The sequence below is a fragment of the Streptomyces sp. NBC_00683 genome, from assembly GCF_036226745.1.
In the GTDB taxonomy this organism is placed as follows: domain Bacteria; phylum Actinomycetota; class Actinomycetes; order Streptomycetales; family Streptomycetaceae; genus Streptomyces.
The window spans coordinates 3,385,274-3,404,376 of record NZ_CP109013.1 but is presented as its reverse complement, the minus strand read 5'-3'; the positions used below and the strand labels follow the sequence as shown (position 1 = coordinate 3,404,376).

Below are 19,103 nucleotides of genomic sequence, written 5' to 3'. Positions count from 1 at the left end.
GAAGGAGCCTTCCCTTGCGCCGGATCACCAGGATTGCCACCGTGGGCATTATGTCCGCGGCACTCGCACTCAGCGTTACCGCGTGCGGCGACTCGTCCTCGTCCTCCTCGGACACCGCGTCGTCGTCCACGGACAACAAGACCGCCATCGCGTACGACATCGGTGGCCGCGGCGACCAGTCGTTCAACGACGCCGCTTACGCGGGTCTGGCCAAGGCCGAGAAGGACCTCGGCGTCAAGGGCACCGAGGCCGAGCCCTCCGAGGGCGAGTCGGACGCGGACAAGGTCCAGCGCCTCACCTCGCTGGCCCGCGCCGGCAACAACCCGGTCATCGGTGTCGGCTTCGCCTACGCGCCCGCCATCAAGAAGGTCGCGCCGAAGTTCCCGAAGATCACCTTCGGCATCATCGACGACGCCTCGGTCACCGGCGACAACATCGCCAACATCGTCTTCAACGAGGAGCAGGGCTCCTACCTCGCGGGTGTCGCCGCCGCCAAGGTCACCAAGACCAAGAAGGTCGGCTTCATCGGTGGTGTCGAGACCCCGCTGATCAAGAAGTTCGAGGCGGGCTACGCCCAGGGTGTCGCGGACACCGACCCCTCGGTGAAGGTCATCCCGCAGTACCTGACCCAGCCGCCGAACTTCGACGGCTTCTCCAAGCCCGACCTCGGCAAGGCCGCTGCCCAGGGTCAGCTCGACCAGGGTGCCGACGTGATCTACTCGGCGGCCGGTCTGGCCGGTTCCGGTGCGATCGAGGCCGTCTCCAAGGCGGGCAAGTGGAACATCGGCGTCGACTCCGACCAGTACAACCAGGAAGGCCTCGCCGCCTACAAGAAGTCCATCCTGACCTCGGTCACCAAGGACGTCGAACTCGCCGTCTTCAACCTGATCAAGTCGGTCCAGGACGGCAAGCCGCAGACCGGTGAGATCCGCTACGGCCTGGACAAGGACGGCGTCGGCCTGGCCATGTCCAACCCGGCCTTCACCGAGATGACCGAGGTCATCGCCGCGGTGGACAAGGCGAAGCAGGAGATCATCGACGGCAAGATCACCGTCAAGACCACTCCGTAACGACCCCGGTCGTTCGTCTGGTTTCCTGTGGGCCCGGAGCGTGCGCATCACTGCCGCTCCGGGCCTCCGGAGTAACTCCCCGAAGAAGATCCGCCCGTCTGATTTACGATTCGGCAGCGCTACGCGTGTAGACAGCCCTCAGGCGCGATAACTTCACCCCGCCCCTTTGCCCCTCCGCCCCCGCTCCTGTCCGGCCAAGGAGAGTGCGTCATCAACGCGTCCAGCAGCCCCCCTGCCGTAGAACTGCACGGCATCACCAAGCGTTTCCCCGGCGTCGTCGCCAACCACGACATCGGCATCACCGTCCGCAAGGGCACCGTCCACGCCCTCGTCGGCGAGAACGGCGCCGGCAAGTCGACGCTGATGAAGATCCTCTACGGCATGCAGAAGCCGGACGAGGGAACCATCGCCGTGGACGGCGAGCAGGTCTCGTTCGGCAACCCCGGCGACGCCATCGCGCGCGGCATCGGCATGGTGCACCAGCACTTCATGCTCGCCGACAACTTCACCGTCCTGGAGAACGTCGTCCTCGGCGGCGAGAGCCTGTACGGCATCGGCTCCGCCGCACGTAAGAAGATCAAGGAGATCTCGGACGCGTACGGCCTGGGGGTCCGGCCCGACGCACTCGTCGAGGACCTCGGGGTCGCCGACCGCCAGCGCGTGGAGATCCTCAAGGTCCTCTACCGCGGCGCCCGCATCCTCATCCTCGACGAGCCGACCGCGGTGCTCGTGCCGCAGGAGGTCGACGCGCTCTTCGCGAACCTCCGCGAGCTCAAGGCCGAGGGACTCACCGTCATCTTCATCTCGCACAAGCTCGGCGAGGTCCTCTCGGTCGCCGACGAGATCACGGTGATCCGGCGCGGTACGACGGTGGGCACCGCGGATCCCGCGCACACGACCACCAAGCAGCTCGCCGAGCTGATGGTCGGCAGCGAGCTCCCCTCGCCCGAGACCCGTGAGTCCACGGTGACGGATGTGCCGATGCTTCGCGTCGAGGGCCTCTCCCTCGGCGTGACGGACCCGGACGGGGTCGTCCGTGACGTCCTGTCCGATGTCGGCTTCACCATTCACAAGGGTGAGGTCCTCGGCATCGCGGGCGTCGAGGGCAACGGGCAGACCGAGCTGATCGACGCGCTCATCGGCATGCGGGCGGCCGACAGCGGTGTGATCACCCTGGGCGACGACGACATCTCCCGCGCGCCCACGCGCAAGCGGCGCGAGGCGGGCATCGGCTACATCCCCGAGGACCGGCACCGGCACGGAGTCCTGCTGGACGCACCGCTCTGGGAGAACCGCATCCTCGGCCACGTCAGCGAGAAGCCCAACAGCCGCGGGTTCCTGCTGGACCCCAAGGCGGCGCGCCAGGACACCGAGCGGATCGTGCGGGAGTACGACGTCCGTACCCCGGGCATCGAGGTCACGGCCGGCTCCCTCTCCGGCGGCAACCAGCAGAAGCTGATCGTCGGCCGCGAGATGAGCCACGAACCGAAGCTCCTGATCGCCGCCCACCCCACCCGTGGCGTGGACGTCGGCGCGCAGGCGCAGATCTGGGACCAGATCCGCGCGGCCCGCCGCGAAGGACTCGCAGTCCTGCTCATCTCGGCGGACCTGGACGAGCTCATCGGGCTCTCCGACACCCTGCGCGTCATGTACCGAGGGCGGCTGGTCGCTGACGCCGACCCCGCCACCATCACCCCCGAGGAACTGGGCTCGGCCATGACCGGCGCCGCCGCCGGTCGCCTCGACGCAGCACCGGAGGACGAGGCCCGATGAAGAAATTCGACAAGGACCGGCTGATCCTGGGCTTCGCAGGGCCGGTACTCGCCCTGGTCGTCGCCTTCGCGCTCGCCACCGTGGTCCTGCTCATCTCGAACCGTGATCCGTTCGAGCTGTACCGGCTGCTGTTCGAGCAGGCGTCGTACTCCGACGTACAGGTACTGATCATCAACCAGGCCGGTACGTACTACCTCGCCGCTCTCGCGGTCGCGGTCGGCTTCCGGATGAACCTCTTCAACATCGGCGTCGACGGCCAGTACCGCCTCGCGGCGATGATGGCGGCCCTGGTCGGCGCGAGCGTCAGCCTTCCCGGACCGCTCCACATCGCCCTGATCGTCGTCGTCGCCATGCTGGTGGGCGCGTTCTGGGCCGGCATCGCGGGCATCCTCAAGACGACGCGGGGGGTGAGCGAGGTCGTTTCGACGATCATGCTGAACTCCATCGCGACCTCGTTGATCGCCTGGCTGATCCTGCCGAAGAACTTCGGTGACCAGGCAGCCGGTTCCAACAACCTGACCACGGGCGAGATCCCGGAGTCCGGCTGGTTCCCGGGGCTGTCCCTGGGCGCCGAGGCCGGAGAGATCTACGGCTTCACCTTCGTCGCCGCCGGCTGCGGCCTCGTCTACTGGTTCGTCCTGAACCGCACCCGGTTCGGCTTCGACCTGCGGGCCACGGGCGCGAGCGAGACCGCCGCCCAGGCGTCCGGCGTGGACGCCAAGAAGATGATCCTGACCTCCATGCTCATCTCCGGCGCGGTCGCCGGTCTGGCCGGAATGGCGACGCTGCTGGGCGACACCCACACGTACAGCCTCGACTTCCCGGTCGGCATCGGCTTCACGGGCATCACCATCGCGCTGCTCGGCCGTAACCACCCGGTGGGCATCGCCCTCAGCGCCCTGCTGATCGCGTTCCTGGACAAGGCGTCCTCGTCGCTCGACCAGTTCGGGTTCGAGAAGGAGATCGCCACGATCATGCAGGGCCTGATCGTGATCTCCGTCGTCATCAGCTACGAACTGGTCCGCCGTTACGGGACCCGCCGTCAGCAGCAGAAGGTCGGCGAGGAACTCGCCGCCGGCCACGCCCTCACGACCGAGAAGGAGGCGGCCCTGTGAGCACCCAAGTACCTGCCGCACGCGTCGCCCCCAAGAAGGGCGGCGGACGCCGCAAGCTCTCCCTGCCCGTCGTCCTCCTGATCATCGCCGGTGCCCTCGCCCTGGTCTCGCTGGTACGCCTCATCAGCGGTGCGGAGGACGTGACCTCCGTCGGACAGGTCGCGGGCGCCCTCGAACTGGCCGTTCCCATCGGCCTCGCCGGTCTCGGCGGTCTGTGGGCCGAGCGGGCCGGCGTCATCAACATCGGGCTCGAGGGCATGATGATCCTCGGCACCTGGTTCGGTGCCTGGGCCGGATTCCAGTGGGGCCCGTGGGTGGGCGTGCTGTTCGGCATCATCGGCGGCGCGCTCGGCGGTCTGCTGCACGCGGTCATGACCGTCACCTTCGGCGTGAACCACATCGTCTCCGGTGTGGCGATCAACATCCTCGCCGTCGGAGTCACCCGCTACCTCTCGAACTTCACCTTCGCCCAGGAGCCGGGCGGCTCCTCCAAGCAGTCCCCCCGGCTCGAGGAGATCGACAAGATCACCATTCCGGGGCTGTCGGACTGGATGCAGGACCTGCAACAGGAACACTGGTTCTTCGTCTCCGACCTCGCCGGCATCATCGGCGGGCTCGTCACCGGACTGTCCCTGCTGACCGTCGTGGCCCTGCTGCTGGTCCCCGCCACGTGGTGGATCCTGTGGCGCACCGCGTTCGGCCTGCGGCTCCGCTCCTGCGGCGAGAGCCCGGTGGCCGCCGAGACCCTCGGCGTGAACGTCTACAAGTACAAGTACATCGCCGTCGTCATCTCCGGCGGACTGGCGGGACTCGGTGGTGCGTTCCTCGCCATCGTCGCCACGAGCATCTACCAGGAGGGCCAGACCGGCGGCCGCGGTTACATCGGTCTCGCCGCGATGATCTTCGGTAACTGGATGCCGGGCGGAATGGCCCTGGGTGCCGGGCTCTTCGGCTTCACCGACAGCCTCAAGCTGCGCGGTGGCGCGGAGAACGTGCACGCGATGCTGCTGCTCCTGGCGATCCTGCTGGTGATCGCCGCGTTCTGGCAGCTGTACCGGAAGAAGTACGTGTCCGCGGTGATCTCGGCGGCCTGTTCCGCGCTGCTGTTCACCTGGTACGCGCTGACGGACCAGGTCCCGAGCCAGTTCGTCGACGCCGCTCCGTACGTCACCACGCTGCTCGTGCTCGCACTGTCGGCGCAGCGGCTGCGGCCGCCGAAGGCGGACGGTGTGCCGTACCGCAAGGGCGAGGGCAAGTGACACCGCCGACCGCGGATGCCGGTGCGGCGACTGTCGACTGGGAGTCGCTGCGCAGGGCCGCCCGGGACGCGATGTCCCGGGCGTACGCCCCGTACTCGGGCTTCCCGGTCGGTGTCGCGGCCCTGGTCGACGACGGCCGCACGATCGTCGGCTGCAACGTCGAGAACGCGTCGTACGGCATTGGCCTGTGCGCCGAGTGCGGCCTGGTCTCCCAGCTTGCCGCCACGGGCGGCGGCCGGCTGACCCACTTCACCTGTGTGGACGGCAGGGGCGCGGTGCTCGTGCCGTGCGGGCGGTGCCGGCAGCTGCTGTACGAGTTCGGGGGGCCCGAGCTCGTCCTGGAGACCCCGGACGGCTTCCGGACGCTCGACGAGATGCTGCCGCAGGCTTTCGGGCCGCAGCACCTGAGGTAATGCGGGGGCAGGGCGCCGCCGGGGTCTTCCGGCGGCCGCTCGCCCTCAATCGCCGGGCCGGCTTGGCCTTTTGTGAACCAGAATCTCTATGCGCGTAGAGTCATTCGGGACTCTTGCGTACGTACCGGCCGGAAGGACTCCAAGGACATGGACGCCATCTCCGTCATCCGCACGAAGCGGGACCGCGGCGAGCTGAGCCCCGAGCAGATCGACTGGGTCATCGACGCGTACACCCGCGGCGAGGTCGCCGACGAGCAGATGTCCGCGTTGGCCATGGCGATCCTGCTGAACGGTATGAACCGCACCGAGATCGCCCGCTGGACCGCCGCGATGATCGCCTCCGGTGAGCGGATGAACTTCGACGCGCTCTCCCGCCCCACCACCGACAAGCACTCCACCGGCGGCGTCGGCGACAAGATCACGCTGCCGCTCGCCCCGCTGGTCGCCGCCTGCGGCGCCGCGGTGCCGCAGCTCAGCGGCCGGGGCCTCGGCCACACCGGCGGGACCCTCGACAAACTGGAGTCCATCCGCGGCTGGCGGGCGCACCTCACGAACGCCGAGATGCTGCACGTCCTCGACACCACCGGGGCCGTGATCTGCGCCGCGGGCGACCAACTCGCCCCCGCCGACAAGAAGCTGTACGCGCTCCGCGATGTCACCGGCACCGTCGAGGCCATCCCGCTCATCGCCAGCTCGATCATGTCCAAGAAGATCGCCGAGGGCACGGGCGCGCTCGTCCTGGACGTCAAGGTCGGTTCCGGCGCCTTCATGAAGACCATCGAGGACGCCCGTGAACTGGCCTCCACCATGGTCGCGCTGGGCACCGACAGCGGTGTACGGACGGTCGCGCTGCTCACCGACATGTCCACCCCGCTCGGCCTGACGGCGGGCAACGCCCTGGAGGTACGCGAGTCCGTCGAGGTCCTCGCCGGCGGCGGCCCCAAGGACGTCATCGACCTGACCCTCGCGCTGGCCCGCGAGATGCTCGACGCTGCCGGGCTCAAGGACGCCGACCCGGAGAAGGCACTCGCCGACGGCTCCGCGATGGACGTGTGGCGCCGCATGATCTCCGCCCAGGGCGGCGACCCGGACGCCGAGCTCCCCGTCGCCCGCGAGCAGCACGTGGTGACGGCCCCGTCCTCGGGCGTGCTGACCCGCCTGGACGCCTACGACATCGGTGTGGCCGCCTGGCGCCTCGGTGCGGGCCGCGCGCGCAAGGAGGACCCGGTGCAGGAGGGTGCGGGCATCGAGCTGCACGCCAAGCCCGGTGACACGGTGACCGAGGGCCAGCCGCTGCTGACGCTGCACACGGAGACTCCGGAGAAGTTCGAGTACGCGCTGAAGGCACTGCCCGACTCGTACGACATCGCTCCGGCCGGCACACCGTTCGCCGCCACGCCGGTCGTGCGGGAACGTATCGCCTGACCTGGCGCTTTCCCTTTCGGGTGAACGGGACCGGTGGACCACCGCCGGTCCCGTTCGGCATGCTGGACTCGGTGACGCACCGAATGAGGAGACCGCCATGAGCGCACTCACTGTCGATCCCGTCCCGGGCAACGGCCAGGAATGGGACGACCTCGTCCGTATCTGGGAGGAGACGGACGCACCCGAGGGCTGCAAGGTGGAGATCATCGAGGGGATCGTCACCGTGTCGCCACCGCCGTCCGATGAGCACAACATCACCGCGGAGTTGTTGCAACGCCGGCTCTACGCCGTGCTGCCGGAGGACTGGGGTATTTACCAGACGGTCGGTGTCTCGATTCCGGGCCAGGACGGGCTGTACATTCCGGACCTGGTGATTCTGCCCCGTGACGCCCTCACCGGGACCGGCAGTCCCGTTCCGGCGGGGGAGGCTCTGCTCGTCGTGGAGATCACCTCCAAGGCGAATGCCAACCATGACCGCATCAAGAAGGCACACGGCTACGCGAAAGCGGGGGCCGAACTCTTCCTGCTCCTTGACCCATGGCACTCCGGTCGGCCCACTGCCACCCTCTACGGTGACCCGGAGCGTGGCACCTACCGTGTCTTGGAGTCGGTCGAGTACGGCGGGAAGCTGGCGCTCCCCGAGCCGTTCGGGCTGGAAGTGGACACGGGGATGTTCCCGGTCTGCTGAGGCGACTTCGTCGTGAGCGATGAGTTTCGGGCGTCACGCCGGTCTCTGTGGTGTGGATGCCATGACACCGAACGCTCTCGTCCTCACCGGCCGCATCACCAGGGCCGATGTGCCGGGACTCTGTGCCGAGCTGGAGGCACTGCTGCGCGGCCGCGAGGACGCCGGGCCGCCCGCGGCGGTGGACTGCGATGTGGGCGGTGTCCTGCGCCCGGACCTCGCCCTGGTCGAGGCGCTGGCCCGGCTGGCGCTCGTCGCGCGCCGGGCCGGAGGCGCCGAGCTGCGGCTGCGCAACGTACCGGGCGAACTCCGGGCGCTGCTCGACCTCGTGGGTCTGGCCGATGTGGTGGGCCTGGGTGGTGCGGACCAGGAGAGGGACCCGGTCTGATCCGGTGCCGCCCGGCATCCCGCGGTCAGCGGACGGCCACGGCGTAGTCGCAGAGGTGCTGGACCGCCCGCCCGTCCCCCTTCTCGACGCTCAGCAGCCACTCGCTCGGGCCGGGCGACGGTGTGGCGCCCGGCCTCGCTCGCACCGTCGAGCACGGCCCTTCGGGCTGCGGTCCCGGTTCCGCGTCGGCCGGAGAGCTCGGGGCCGGGGCGGGCCCCGGCCCGGCGGTGGCCGTCGGCTCGCCGAGCCAGAGGGTCGCCGCCCAGCCGCCCGCCGCGAGGAGGGCCCAGCCGATCACCACCGGTCCGCGCACCCTCACGAGGCGTCTGCCTCCAGATGGTCGGGGAGACCGAACAGCGGGAACCAGCGCGGCGTGTCCAGGAAGCAGTGCATCCCGGTGATGGAACCCCCCGAGATGTCGATGACCTGCACCGCCCACGGCACGAAGCCCGGTCCGTCGGGGTTCGGCTTGTAGTGCGCGAAGGCCGGGGATCCGTTGGCCTCGGTCGCCACCAGCCGGGAGCCCTCGCAGCTCGCGCCGATGCTGAGCATGAAGCCCGTGATGTCGTCGTGCCCCTGCAGCCAGAGGTCGAACGGCGGCATGGTCATCACGGCGTCCTCGTGGAGCAGCGCGGTCAGCGCCGCCATGTCGTACCCCTCGAAGGCCGCCACGTACCGGTCGAGGAGCTTGCGCTGCTCGTCGTCCAGCGGGTTCGCGGTGTCGGGGGCCGAGCTGTCCGTGTCCGCGAGCGTCGCCCGTGCCCTCTGCAGGGCGCTGTTGACCGAGGCGACCGAGGTGTCGAGGAGCTCGGCGACCTCGCTCGCCTTCCACGCGAGGACCTCGCGCAGGATCAGCACGGCACGCTGCTTGGGCGGCAGATGCTGCAGAGCGGCGACGAAGGCGAGGCGCACCGACTCACGTGCCACGGCGGCCTCGGCCGGGTCGGCCACCGAGGGCAGGATGCGGCCGTCCGGCATCGGCTCGAGCCAGGTGTTCTCCGGAAGCGGATTGAGCGCCGCCTGCGCCAGCGGCGTCGGGCCGGTCAGGTCGACCGGCCGCGCCCGCTTGTTGCCCGCGTTCAGCATGTCCAGGCACACGTTCGTCGCGATCCGGTACAGCCACGAGCGCAGCGAGGAACGGCCCTCGAACTTGTCGAAGTTGCGCCAGGCACGCACGAGCGTGTCCTGGACCGCGTCCTCCGCCTCGAAGGCCGAACCGAGCATCCGGTAGCAGTAGCCCGTCAGCTCGATCCGGTATTCCTCCAGACGGCTGTCGACACTCGTCCCGGCCGTGGCTGTCAGATCACTCATTGCTTCACCCCAGTTGCGCTGTGACACCGCTCACTCAGCACTGTGGAAGCTACCGCAGGCCACTGACAATCGGGCGGGAAGCGCGGAAACCGCTGCTCAGGTGCCGGGCTTACGTCCGTACACGAAGACGTCGTCGCCGTTCTTCAGCAGGTTCCAGTATGACTTCGCGTCCGCGGGGCGCATGTTGACGCAGCCCGCCGAGCCGGGGTTGTTGTACATGGACTTGGTGACCGAGTGGAACGCCTGGCCGCCGTCGAAGAACTGCGCGTACGGCATGCGGACGTCGTAGAGCGTCGACCAGTGGTTGATGCTGCGCCAGTAGACCTTGCGGGAGCCGGTCCGCGTCTCCGCGCCGTTACGGCCCGTCCGCACCGGCACCGGACCGAACTTCAGCTTGCTGCCGTCCTGGATCCAGGTCAGCTGCCGGGTCAGGTCCACGCACGCGATGCGCCCCTTGTTGGTGGGGCACTTCTTCGCGGCGTTGGGGGTCTTCCCGGCCGCCTTCTGGGCGGCGATCGTCTTCATCGTGCGCCAGGTCACCGGCCCCGCGTACCCGATGGCCGGGGTGATGCCCTTGGCCACCTGGTAGGAACGGATCGCGTTGCAGTCGGCCGTCGACTGCCGGCCGTCGGCGGGCAGCTTCAGGTTCCTCTCGACCTGGATCTGGTACGGCCCCTTGGCCGCCGTGCAGGACGCCGCCTGGGCGGAGGTCCCGGTGCCCAGGACGATGGCCGGTGCGGCCACCAGACCGGCGACGGACAGCGTGACCCCGCGCCGTGTCCCCGCGCCGGTGCGTATCTTCCCCGAGATTGTCATGTACGCCTGCTCCCCTTCGCGCGACCGCGCTGTGTCTTCGCCTGTTGGACGCGCGTGGGGGAGCGGTGGTTGTGCGTGCGCAGGTCTCAGTTCTGCATGGCTGCCGACGGCAGGGCCAGGCGGCGCTCCGCCCGTGCGGCCCGGGTGCCGTACAGCGTGATCGAGACCACGCCGAGGACCGCGAGGAGACCCAGTGCGACCGTGGCCGCCCAGCCCCCCGTGTGGAAGGCGACAGCGCCGAGCGTGCCGCCCGCGCTGGAGCCCAGGTAGTAGGCGGACTGGTAGAGCGCCGAGGCCTGGGCGCGGCCCGTCGTGGCCGTACGGCTCACCGAGGAGGAGGCGACCGCGTGCCCGGCGAAGAAGCCGGCCGTGATCAGGACCAGGCCGAGCAGGACGGCGGCGAGCACGTCGGCCAGGGAGAGCAGCAGGCCCGCGGCCGTCGTGGAGACGGCTAGGTAGAGCGCCCCGCGCCGGCCCAGCCGGGCGACCAGGCGGCCGGCCGCGGCGGAGGAGAGCGTGCCGACGAGGTAGATCAGGAAGATCGAACCGACGATGCCCTGCGGGAGGTTGAACGGAGCCCCGACGAGCCGGTAGCCGATCACGGTGTACACCGCGCCGAACACCGTCATGAACAGGGCGCCGATCGCGTACAGCCGGCGCAGGAGCGGGTCGGAGAGGTGTCCCCCGACCGTCTTCGCCAGGGCCCTCGGGTTCAGCGAACCGGGGGTGAAGTTACGGGCCTTCGGGATCATGAAGTGGAAGACGACCGCGCAGGCGAGGGCGAGGAGCCCGATCGCGCCGAGCGCGGCGCGCCAGCCCCACAGCTGGGCGACCCATCCGGCGAGGATCCGGCCGCTCATGCCGCCGATGCTGTTGCCCGCCACGAACAGGCCGATCGCGGCCACCAGTGCCTTGGGCCGCACCTCCTCGGCCAGGTACGCCATCGCCGAGGCCGGCAGTCCGGCCAGCGCCGCACCCTGGATCACGCGCAGCGCGATCAGCCAGCCGAGCGACGGGGCGAACGGGACGAGCAGCCCGACCAGTACCGCGACCGTCAGTGAGGCCGTCATCATCTGACGCCGCCCGAAGCGCTCCGAGAGGGCGCTCAGCGGCAGCACGCACAGTGCCAGCGCTCCGGTCGCCGCGGAGACCGTCCAGCTCGCCTGGCCGGCCGTGGCGCCGAAGGACGCGGAGACGGCGGGCAGCAGCGCCTGGGTGGAGTAGAGGAGTGCGAAGGTCGCGATCCCGGCGGCGAACAGCGCGAAGCTCATCCGGCGGTAGCCGGGACGGCCCGGCTCGAGGCGGTCCGGGTCCGGGGCGGGGACGGCGGCGACGGGCAATGACGGAGTTGAGGCGCCCAGCACGATGGTGGACGCCCCGGTACTGGCAGGAGGCATACCCCGAACGTAGGGCTCGGCGTTTCATGCGTCCAATGCATGAACTCGTCATAATCGTTCCCATGGTGCATCAACACAGCTCACAGCCTCGGCTGTCACCGAGCAGTTACGAAGAAGACATTCGCTCCGTGCTCGCGCCACGCCTCGCGTACTTCGAAGCGGTGGCGCGCCACGAGCACGTCACCCGTGCCGCGCACGAGCTCGGCGTCCCGCAGTCGACGCTGTCGCGGGCCATGGTCAGGCTCGAACAGGACCTGGGTGTCGCCCTGTTCGCCCGCCGTGGCCGCACCGTCTCGCTCACCCCGGCGGGCCGTACCTTCCTCGGCTCCGCCGAACGCGCCCTGGCCGAGGTGGAGAAGGCCGCCGACTCGGTACGTGCGGACGCCGACCCGACGGCGGGCAAGGTCGCCTTCGGCTTCCTGCACACGATGGGATCCGAGACCGTGCCCGCCCTGATCCGCGCCTTCCGGGCCGACCACCCGCGGGTCCGCTTCCAGCTCGTCCAGAACTACGGCGAGGCGATGATCGAACGCCTGCGGGCGGGCGACCTCGACCTCTGCCTCACCTCACCCGTCCCCGACGCGCCGGATCTCGTGACCCGCCGCCTGGACGAGCAGCGGCTGCGGCTGGTCGTCCCCGACGACCACAGGCTGGCGGGCCGCCGCCGCATCCGGCTGGCCGAGGCCGCCGACGAAACGTTCGTCACCCTCGAACCCGGTTACGGCCTGCGGCGGATCACCGACGACCTCTGCGCGGAGGCCGGATTCACCCCGCGCGTGGCATTCGAGGGGGAGGAGGCCGAGACGCTGCGCGGCCTGGTCGCGGCCGGGCTCGGGGTGGCCCTGCTCCCGCCGCCCGCGGTCGCCCGGCCGGGTGTGGTCGAACTGACGGTCACGGCTCCGCGCGCCGCCCGTGAGATCGGGGTCGCATGGCTGGACGGCCACCCGGACACGCCGCCGGTGGCCGCCTTCAAACACTTCCTGCTGTCGCGCCGGGGGAACCTGCTCCCTGACTGATGCGCGGCAACTGCTGCCGCACGGCCGCTCAGTACCGCAGCGACTGCCCGAACCCCGCGGCCAGCGGCATCCGCAGCCCCAGCGGCGGCGGCGCGGCGAACGCGTCGGCGACGGGCCGTGCGTACGACCCGGCGAACAGCGAGCCGCGGATGAAGTCCGCGGCCAGCGCCACTACTTCGGCCCGGTGCTGCCGCAGCGCGTGCCCGTCCGAGTGGACCTCGAACCGGCAGGTGTCCCGGTTGGCCTTCTTGGTCCGCTCGGCCAGCCGGTAGGAGAGCTCGGGGTCCGTCCGGGAGTCGTTCGTGCCGTGCACGATCAGCACCCGCCGCCCCGCCAGGTGCTTCACCGGCTCGGGCTCCGGTGCCTCGGAGCCGGGCAGCCAGGGAGCCATCGCCAGTACGGAGGTGACGGCGGGGTGCCCGCCCGCACGCAGGGCCGCCCGGCCCCCCATCCCGTGTCCGGCCAGGCAGACGGGGATGTCGCCGTAGCGGCGCACGGCCTCGTCGGCGGCCCATTCCGCGTCCGGTACCGGATCGCCGTCGGCGTTCCAGCCGCGCCGGCGGTAGTGCACCACGTGCACGGCGAGACCGTCGCCCTGCGCGGCCCGCGCCAGCATCCGGGCGAACGGCAGCTGTACCGCGTACGAAAAGGTGGAGGGGCGGCGCTGTGAGTGGGTCTCGCCGTCCGGGAGCAGCAGGACCACGCCGCTGACCTCAGGTGGTGCTCCGGCCGTGTGGACGGCCCGTCCCAGCCTCGCAGCAGGCAGGGGAAGTGCGCGCTGTGCCATGACAGAACAGTGTCAGAAGGGCAGGTGTATTCCACCCGACATCGCGGTCACTGTTACGCATCGGCAGCCGGCGCCCTCCACGCGCTCTACGCGCGTAGGCGCTAGAGTGCCCCAATGACGAGCCAGACCCTGAATGTCCCCGGACCCGATCAGATCCGCCGCGCGCCCAAGGTGCTTCTCCACGACCATCTCGACGGGGGCCTGCGCCCCGGCACCATCGTCGAGCTGGCGCTCGCGCAAGGCTATGACGCGCTGCCCGAGACGGAACCCGACAAACTCGGCATCTGGTTCCGCGAGGCGGCGGACTCCGGTTCGCTGGAGCGCTACCTGGAGACGTTCGCCCACACCTGCGCCGTCATGCAGACACGCGACGCCCTGTTCCGGGTGGCCGCGGAGTGCGCCGAGGACCTCGCCGAGGACGGCGTCGTCTACGCCGAGGTGCGGTACGCGCCCGAGCAGCACCTCACCGCCGGCCTGACCCTCGAAGAGGTCGTCGAGGCGGTCAACGAGGGCTTCCGGGAGGGCGAGCGCCGGGCCCGCGCGAACGGCCACCGCATCCGTATCGGCGCCCTCCTGACCGCCATGCGGCACGCCGCCCGCGCCCTGGAGATCGCCGAACTCGCCAACCGCTACCGCGACCTGGGCGTCGTCGGCTTCGACATCGCGGGCGCCGAGGCGGGCTTCCCGCCCACCCGGCACCTCGACGCGTTCGAGTACCTCAAGCGCGAGAACAACCACTTCACCATCCACGCGGGCGAGGCCTTCGGGCTGCCGTCGATCTGGCAGGCCCTCCAGTGGTGCGGCGCCGACCGGCTCGGCCACGGCGTCCGCATCATCGACGACATCGAGATCGCCGAGGACGGCAGCGTGACGCTGGGCCGCCTCGCCTCCTACGTACGGGACAAGCGGATCCCGCTGGAGCTCTGCCCGACCTCCAACCTCCAGACCGGTGCCGCGCCCTCGTACGCGGAGCACCCCATCGGGCTGCTGCGGAAGCTGCATTTCCGCGCCACGGTGAATACGGACAACCGGCTGATGAGCGGTACCAGCATGAGCCAGGAATTCGAGCGGCTGACCGAGACATTCGGATACACGCTCGATGACATGCAGTGGTTCACAGTCAATGCGATGAAATCAGCGTTCATTCCTTTCGATGAACGTCTGGCGATGATCAACGACGTCGTCAAGCCGGGATACGCGGAGCTGAAGTCCGAGTGGCTTTTCCGTCAGACGGCTACGACCAGCGCTTCTTCGTCGGTGGCAGGCTGAGGACACCGAAATGGGAACGGCCGGGATCTTCGGATCCCGGCCTTTTTTCGTGTCTTGGCATGTTTGCGGGAAGGGCGGAGGGATGACTACGTTGCAGAGCCGCTCACATCCCCTTCCCCAAGGATGAATTTCACATGAAGCAGTCTGCTGTCAGGACCCTCGGTGTCGCCGCTCTCGGTGCCGCTTTCGCTGCCGCCGGTGCGGGAAGCGCCTCCGCGGTCGCCCTGCCCGTCGACGCTGCCGCCGGCGCGCTCCCGGCCGGTGTCGCGCTCGACTCCGTGACTGACGCGCTGCCTGCCGTGCAGGAGGCGGCCAGCGGCCTCCTCAACCAGCAGGGCGGCGGCAGCGAGGTCTCGGCGCCGGGCACCAACCTGCTCGGCGGCCTGCCCGCGGGCGGACTGACGGGTGCCCTGCCGCTCGGTGCCCTGCCGATCGGCGGCTGACCGCCCCGCACACGCGTATGGGGCGCGCACCCGGCCGGGTGCGCGCCCCATCGTGTTCTCCTGTTCCGTACCCCCGTGGTCCCGCCGGTCACCAGGCCGTCGCGGACGAGGTCTTCTCCGACGGCAGCAGCAGCCACAGCGCCAGGTAGATCAGGAACTGGGGGCCGGGAAGCAGGCACGAGACCAGGAAGATGATCCGCATCGTCCTTGCGGAGGTGCCGAAGCGCCGTGCCAGCGCCGCGCACACTCCACCGATCATGCGTCCCTCACTGGGGCGGACAAGTGCGGCCATGGTGGGCTCCTTCGCGAACCGTTTCGGGGGCGGCTCCGTCGCGCTCCCGGTACCTCCATAGTGGCTCCGCGAAGGGGTGCAAAGCGTCGCTCTACGGGGCGATACCGACCCTGGAAATCGTCGGGGTCGACCCCTGAGGAGCCTCGCTCCTGAGGCGGGCCTCGTTCCTGAGGCGGGCCAGATCCCCGGCGCCGGCCCGGTTCCCGCGGCGCAGCCGCGCCCGGGACATCGGAACGACGAGCAGATGGGCGATCGCGACACCCGCGGTGTTCAGCAGCATCGAGTCGACATCGACGACCTGCCCCGGCACCCCGGTCTGGCCCAGTTCGATGGCCATGGAGATCAGTGCCCCGGCCGCGACGGTCCGGGCCAGCGAGGCCCACGGGGAGACGAGCAGCCGTCCCCCTGCCATCGGCAGGAGCACGCCCAGCGGAGACAGCAGCAGCAGCCCCTCACCGATCCGGCGCGCCGCCTCGACGGGGCCGAACGCCAGGTCCGCCCTGATTCCGGCGAACGGCTGCAGATTCGCGGCCGTCACCCAGGGCACGTCCAGCGGGCGCAACGTCAGCCAGCCGACGAACAGCAGATGCGCGAGGAGGAGGAGGATCCCCGCCGCGCGGAAGCGGATGACGGCGCTGCCGTCCGAACTGTGGCGCACGTGCACCAAGACGCCACGACCGGCAGGATCGGTTCCGCCCGGTTGCAGGAAGCGTCTGTGACGACGGGCACGGAGGGCGGATCCGGGCCCGGACACGGCCCTCAGGGCAGCTCGACCGCACCCAGCGTCGGTACGTTCCCCGGACGGCTCTTCGTCTCCGTCGTGCACAGGTAGCCCCGTGGGGTGTAGTTCCCGGGCCCGCCGAGGAGCACCGAACCCCCGGAGCTGAGCGGCTCGCTCTCCGCGTACGAGCACACCACCTGCGCGAGCGCCTCCGCGGGCAGGTCCTCGGGCTGCTCGCTGAGGCGCAGCGTGCCCTCCGGGTCGCCCTTGCGCGCCGCGGTGACCCGCAGATCCGTCGGCACGTTCGTGGAGAAGCCGGCGCGCCGCTCCTCGGCGGTCGGAACCCGCTGGAGCTCGCCGAGCAGCGACTGGGCCATGCGGAGCCGGTCGGAACTGGACTCGTCGACCTCCACCGTGCGCTCCACCGTCACCAGCTGCGAGGCGCAGACCAGGTAGATGTGGACCGGGATGCTCTCCAGCGGCTGAGCGGTCGCCGCCGGCGCCGACGTACGGCACGGCATCCGGGACGGTGCCGCCCCCGCGTCGACCGGCACGGAAGTGCTCCTGATGCCGCACCCGGCGGCCAGCGCCGTACACGCCACGACGGCCGCGAGTGCGGCGGCCACCCGGCCGGGGACCCTCTGGGAGGATCCCGTGCGGGGCGCGTCGTACGCGCGGTCGCTGCGTATCACTTCGCGCCGCCCTTCTCGTTCCGGTCCGGGTCGTCCCCGGGGGCGCCGGTCAGCCGCTCCGCGTCGCGCGGCAGCCGCAGCACGAACACCGCCCCGTCGCCGTCCGGCGAGTTCGAGGCCGTGATGTCACCGCCGTGGATGTGCGCGTTCTCCATCGCGATCGACAGACCCAGACCACTGCCCTCGGAACGCGGCCGGGAGGCACTCGCCTTGTAGAAGCGGTCGAACACGTGCGGAAGGACGTCCTCGGGGATACCCGGACCGTGGTCCCGTACCTCGATGACCAGCTCGTCGTCGTCGGCCCGCACGGACACGCGTACCGGCGAACCGCCGTGCTTGAGCGCGTTGCCGATCAGATTCGCCAGGATCACATCGAGCCGGCGCGGATCGAGCCGCACCATCATGCCCCGCTCCGCGTCCAGGTCGACCGCGTCCAGCCAGGCGCGTGCGTCGATGCAGGCGGTGACCATGTCGGCCACGTCGACCGTGTCCAGGACGAGCCGGGCGGTACCCGCGTCGAAGCGGGTGACCTCCATGAGGTTCTCGACCAGGTCGTTCAGCCGCCGGGTCTCGCTCACCACCAGGTGAACGGCGGGCGCGATCATCGGATCGAGGCTGTCGGCCTCGTCCTCCAGCACCTCGGCGACCGCGGTGATCGCGGTCAGCGGGGTCCGCAGCTCGTGCGACATGTCGGCGACGAACCGGCGGCTCGACTCCTCCCGCGCGGTCATGTCCGCGACCTTCTTCTCCAGCGAGCTCGCCGTCCTGTTGAACGTGCGGGAGAGATCGGCCAGTTCATCGGTGCCGGAGACCACGAGACGGGTGTCGAGCTTCCCCTCGCCGAGCTTGCGGGCCGCGTCCCCGAGCCGTTGCACGGGGCGCAGCACGGTCGTTGCCGCACCCTGCGCGAGGAGCGCCGAGCCGACGAGGGCCAGCGCGGTGGCGATGCCCAGGGACCAGGCCAGCGAGTTGAGGTCCTGGCGCTCCTGGTCCAGCGACTTCAGCATGTAGCCCGCGGGACCACCACCGATGATCTTCGTTCCGGCCACCAGGTACGGCGTGCCGCCGATGCTCGTGCGCTGCCAGAACAGGTGGTACTCGTGGGTGTTGCTCGACGTCAGCGGCTGCTTCTTGTTCACCTGCCGCTGCAGTGAGGCGGGTACGTCGAGCTTGGTGAAGGCATCGATGTCGGAGGACCCGACGATCGGCTTGCCGTCGTGGGAATCGACCAGCAGCACGTGGTAGCCGGGTCCACTGCTCGCCATCTGCCCGGCGGCGTCCCGCAGATCGCTGCCCGTCGGCTGCAGCGGCAGCGAGGCCGCCCGGTTCTGCATCTGCCGCCGGAAGTCGCCGAGCGCCGTGTCCTGCGTACGCGTCAGGACGGCCTCGCGGTTGAGCCAGTACGCGATGCCCGACGCGGACACCGCGGCTGTCAGTGCCACCAGCGCGAACACGACAACGAGCCGCAGCCGCAGGCTGGTCCAGCGAAGACCCGCGAGTATGGAGCGTTTCGCGGAATCGCTCACTGAGGCGAGTCCAGCCGGTAGCCCACGCCGCGCACGGTCCGGATCAGGGTCGGCGAGGACGGCACGTCCTCCACCTTCGCGCGCAGCCGCTGTACGCAGGCGTCCACGAGCCGCGAGTCACCGAGGTAGTCGTGCTCCCACACCAGGCGCAGCAACTGCTGCCGAGACAGGGCCTGACCGGGCCTGCGGCTCAGTTCGAGCAGGAGCCGCAGCTCGGTCGGCGTGAGCTGCAGGTCCTCCCCGTTCTTGGTGACGGTCATCGCCGAGCGGTCGATGACGACGCTCCCGAAGGTCGCCGAGTCGGTGGACTCGCGTTCACCACGCCGCAGCACCGCACGGATACGGGCGTCGAGCACCCGGCCCTGTACGGGTTTCACCACGTAGTCGTCCGCGCCGGACTCCAGTCCCACCACGACGTCGATGTCGTCGCTGCGCGCGGTCAGCAGAATGATCGGCAGCTGGTCGGTCCGCCGGATGCGCCGGCACACCTCGAAACCGTCGATCCCGGGCAGCATCACGTCCAGCACAACCAGGTCCGGCCGCTGCTCCCTGAGCAGGTCCAGGCCGTCCTCTCCCGTCGCCGCGGTGGCCACACGGTGGCCCTGGCGTGACAACGAGAGTTCGAGGGCCGTGCGGATGGCGTCGTCGTCCTCGATCAGCAACAGGAAAGGCACGGAGGTCATTCTGGCCCATGGTGGTGCCACA

The 19,103-nt window shown here is 70.0% G+C and carries 21 protein-coding genes; 11 read left to right on the top strand and 10 right to left on the bottom strand.

Annotated elements, in window-relative coordinates; genetic code table 11:
• Window positions 1-14 precede the first annotated feature (14 nt).
• The 8 genes from OG257_RS14930 to OG257_RS14895 all read left to right on the top strand — a co-directional run bounded on the left by OG257_RS14930 (window position 15) and on the right by OG257_RS14895 (window position 8,128).
• On the top strand, window positions 15-1,070 hold the full coding sequence (locus tag OG257_RS14930; protein WP_329208059.1) for a BMP family lipoprotein: 1,056 nt from the start codon (window positions 15-17) through the stop codon (window positions 1,068-1,070).
• 186 nt (window positions 1,071-1,256) lie between these two features.
• The gene (locus OG257_RS14925) at window positions 1,257-2,843 is read left to right on the top strand and encodes an ABC transporter ATP-binding protein (RefSeq protein ID WP_329215098.1); all 1,587 of its coding nucleotides are present in this window, start codon (window positions 1,257-1,259) and stop codon (window positions 2,841-2,843) included.
• Window positions 2,840-3,958 (top strand): ABC transporter permease, encoded by a 1,119-nt coding sequence (locus OG257_RS14920; RefSeq protein WP_329208058.1) that lies wholly within the window; start codon window positions 2,840-2,842, stop codon window positions 3,956-3,958. Before OG257_RS14925 ends, OG257_RS14920 begins: the two co-directional genes overlap by 4 nt.
• Window positions 3,955-5,217, top strand: a complete 1,263-nt coding sequence (locus tag OG257_RS14915) for an ABC transporter permease (protein WP_329208056.1) — start codon at window positions 3,955-3,957, stop codon at window positions 5,215-5,217. Before OG257_RS14920 ends, OG257_RS14915 begins: the two co-directional genes overlap by 4 nt.
• Entirely contained in the window at window positions 5,214-5,630 is a 417-nt protein-coding gene (locus OG257_RS14910; RefSeq protein WP_329208055.1) for a cytidine deaminase, read from the top strand. The genes OG257_RS14915 and OG257_RS14910 overlap by 4 nt, the downstream gene beginning before the upstream one ends.
• 147 nt (window positions 5,631-5,777) lie before the next feature.
• Window positions 5,778-7,055, top strand: a complete 1,278-nt coding sequence (locus tag OG257_RS14905) for a thymidine phosphorylase (RefSeq protein ID WP_329208053.1) — start codon at window positions 5,778-5,780, stop codon at window positions 7,053-7,055.
• A 97-nt stretch (window positions 7,056-7,152) separates the two neighbouring features.
• A complete protein-coding gene (locus OG257_RS14900; protein WP_329208051.1) occupies window positions 7,153-7,743 on the top strand; it encodes a Uma2 family endonuclease in 591 nt (196 codons plus the stop codon).
• Between the two features lie 19 nt (window positions 7,744-7,762).
• The gene (locus OG257_RS14895) at window positions 7,763-8,128 is read left to right on the top strand and encodes an STAS domain-containing protein (RefSeq protein WP_329208049.1); all 366 of its coding nucleotides are present in this window, start codon (window positions 7,763-7,765) and stop codon (window positions 8,126-8,128) included.
• Between the two features lie 25 nt (window positions 8,129-8,153).
• Here OG257_RS14895 and OG257_RS14890 read toward each other — a convergent pair whose 3' ends face one another.
• The 4 genes from OG257_RS14890 to OG257_RS14875 form a co-directional block, all read right to left on the bottom strand.
• Window positions 8,154-8,447, bottom strand: a complete 294-nt coding sequence (locus OG257_RS14890) for a hypothetical protein (protein WP_329208047.1) — start codon at window positions 8,445-8,447, stop codon at window positions 8,154-8,156.
• Complete coding sequence (locus OG257_RS14885) at window positions 8,444-9,439, bottom strand: sigma-70 family RNA polymerase sigma factor (RefSeq protein WP_329208046.1); 996 nt, start codon at window positions 9,437-9,439, stop codon at window positions 8,444-8,446. The genes OG257_RS14890 and OG257_RS14885 overlap by 4 nt, the downstream gene beginning before the upstream one ends.
• Before the next feature lie 96 nt (window positions 9,440-9,535).
• Window positions 9,536-10,255 (bottom strand): L,D-transpeptidase, encoded by a 720-nt coding sequence (locus OG257_RS14880; RefSeq protein WP_329208045.1) that lies wholly within the window; start codon window positions 10,253-10,255, stop codon window positions 9,536-9,538.
• Window positions 10,256-10,341: 86 nt separating this feature from the next.
• A complete protein-coding gene (locus tag OG257_RS14875) occupies window positions 10,342-11,652 on the bottom strand; it encodes an MFS transporter (RefSeq protein WP_329208043.1) in 1,311 nt (436 codons plus the stop codon).
• Between the two features lie 62 nt (window positions 11,653-11,714).
• Between OG257_RS14875 and OG257_RS14870 the strand changes: the two genes are divergently transcribed.
• Window positions 11,715-12,668 carry a LysR family transcriptional regulator gene (locus OG257_RS14870; protein ID WP_329208042.1) on the top strand — a complete coding sequence of 318 codons (954 nt, stop codon included), beginning with the start codon at window positions 11,715-11,717 and terminating at the stop codon, window positions 12,666-12,668.
• A 28-nt stretch (window positions 12,669-12,696) separates the two neighbouring features.
• Here the strand turns inward: OG257_RS14870 and OG257_RS14865 are convergent, their stop codons facing one another.
• The gene (locus OG257_RS14865) at window positions 12,697-13,455 is read right to left on the bottom strand and encodes an alpha/beta hydrolase family protein (RefSeq protein WP_329208041.1); all 759 of its coding nucleotides are present in this window, start codon (window positions 13,453-13,455) and stop codon (window positions 12,697-12,699) included.
• 114 nt (window positions 13,456-13,569) lie between these two features.
• Here OG257_RS14865 and OG257_RS14860 point away from each other — a divergent pair, with 114 nt between their 5' ends.
• Both OG257_RS14860 and OG257_RS14855 read left to right on the top strand, forming a co-directional pair.
• Window positions 13,570-14,724 carry an adenosine deaminase gene (locus OG257_RS14860; RefSeq protein ID WP_329208039.1) on the top strand — a complete coding sequence of 385 codons (1,155 nt, stop codon included), beginning with the start codon at window positions 13,570-13,572 and terminating at the stop codon, window positions 14,722-14,724.
• Window positions 14,725-14,858: 134 nt separating this feature from the next.
• The gene (locus OG257_RS14855) at window positions 14,859-15,167 is read left to right on the top strand and encodes a hypothetical protein (RefSeq protein ID WP_329208038.1); all 309 of its coding nucleotides are present in this window, start codon (window positions 14,859-14,861) and stop codon (window positions 15,165-15,167) included.
• Window positions 15,168-15,255: 88 nt separating this feature from the next.
• Here the strand turns inward: OG257_RS14855 and OG257_RS14850 are convergent, their stop codons facing one another.
• The 5 genes from OG257_RS14850 to afsQ1 all read right to left on the bottom strand — a co-directional run bounded on the left by OG257_RS14850 (window position 15,256) and on the right by afsQ1 (window position 19,072).
• Window positions 15,256-15,459, bottom strand: coding sequence for a PspC domain-containing protein (locus OG257_RS14850; protein WP_329208037.1), 204 nt, complete (start codon window positions 15,457-15,459; stop codon window positions 15,256-15,258).
• A 91-nt stretch (window positions 15,460-15,550) separates the two neighbouring features.
• A complete protein-coding gene (locus OG257_RS14845) occupies window positions 15,551-16,123 on the bottom strand; it encodes a VanZ family protein (protein ID WP_329208035.1) in 573 nt (190 codons plus the stop codon).
• A gap of 95 nt (window positions 16,124-16,218) precedes the next feature.
• Window positions 16,219-16,872: a hypothetical protein gene (locus tag OG257_RS14840; protein WP_329208033.1), complete on the bottom strand. Its 654-nt coding sequence runs from the start codon at window positions 16,870-16,872 to the stop codon at window positions 16,219-16,221.
• The gene (locus OG257_RS14835) at window positions 16,869-18,398 is read right to left on the bottom strand and encodes a HAMP domain-containing sensor histidine kinase (protein ID WP_329208031.1); all 1,530 of its coding nucleotides are present in this window, start codon (window positions 18,396-18,398) and stop codon (window positions 16,869-16,871) included. Before OG257_RS14835 ends, OG257_RS14840 begins: the two co-directional genes overlap by 4 nt.
• Entirely contained in the window at window positions 18,395-19,072 is a 678-nt protein-coding gene (gene afsQ1 / locus OG257_RS14830; RefSeq protein WP_198959609.1) for a two-component system response regulator AfsQ1, read from the bottom strand. Before afsQ1 ends, OG257_RS14835 begins: the two co-directional genes overlap by 4 nt.
• Window positions 19,073-19,103 lie beyond the last annotated feature (31 nt).

What these genes read in the sequence shown, in the direction of transcription:
- OG257_RS14920 (WP_329208058.1), top strand. Translation starts at nt 2,840, where the DNA reads ATGAAGAAATTCGACAAGGACCGGCTGATCCTGGGCTTCGCAGGGCCG.
- OG257_RS14905 (WP_329208053.1), top strand. Translation starts at nt 5,778, where the DNA reads ATGGACGCCATCTCCGTCATCCGCACGAAGCGGGACCGCGGCGAGCTG.
- OG257_RS14900 (WP_329208051.1), top strand. Translation starts at nt 7,153, where the DNA reads ATGAGCGCACTCACTGTCGATCCCGTCCCGGGCAACGGCCAGGAATGG.
- OG257_RS14895 (WP_329208049.1), top strand. Translation starts at nt 7,763, where the DNA reads ATGAGTTTCGGGCGTCACGCCGGTCTCTGTGGTGTGGATGCCATGACA.
- OG257_RS14885 (WP_329208046.1), bottom strand. Translation starts at nt 9,439, where the DNA reads ATGAGTGATCTGACAGCCACGGCCGGGACGAGTGTCGACAGCCGTCTG.
- OG257_RS14880 (WP_329208045.1), bottom strand. Translation starts at nt 10,255, where the DNA reads ATGACAATCTCGGGGAAGATACGCACCGGCGCGGGGACACGGCGCGGG.
- OG257_RS14875 (WP_329208043.1), bottom strand. Translation starts at nt 11,652, where the DNA reads ATGCCTCCTGCCAGTACCGGGGCGTCCACCATCGTGCTGGGCGCCTCA.
- OG257_RS14870 (WP_329208042.1), top strand. Translation starts at nt 11,715, where the DNA reads ATGGTGCATCAACACAGCTCACAGCCTCGGCTGTCACCGAGCAGTTAC.
- OG257_RS14865 (WP_329208041.1), bottom strand. Translation starts at nt 13,455, where the DNA reads ATGGCACAGCGCGCACTTCCCCTGCCTGCTGCGAGGCTGGGACGGGCC.
- OG257_RS14860 (WP_329208039.1), top strand. Translation starts at nt 13,570, where the DNA reads ATGACGAGCCAGACCCTGAATGTCCCCGGACCCGATCAGATCCGCCGC.
- OG257_RS14855 (WP_329208038.1), top strand. Translation starts at nt 14,859, where the DNA reads ATGAAGCAGTCTGCTGTCAGGACCCTCGGTGTCGCCGCTCTCGGTGCC.
- OG257_RS14850 (WP_329208037.1), bottom strand. Translation starts at nt 15,459, where the DNA reads ATGGCCGCACTTGTCCGCCCCAGTGAGGGACGCATGATCGGTGGAGTG.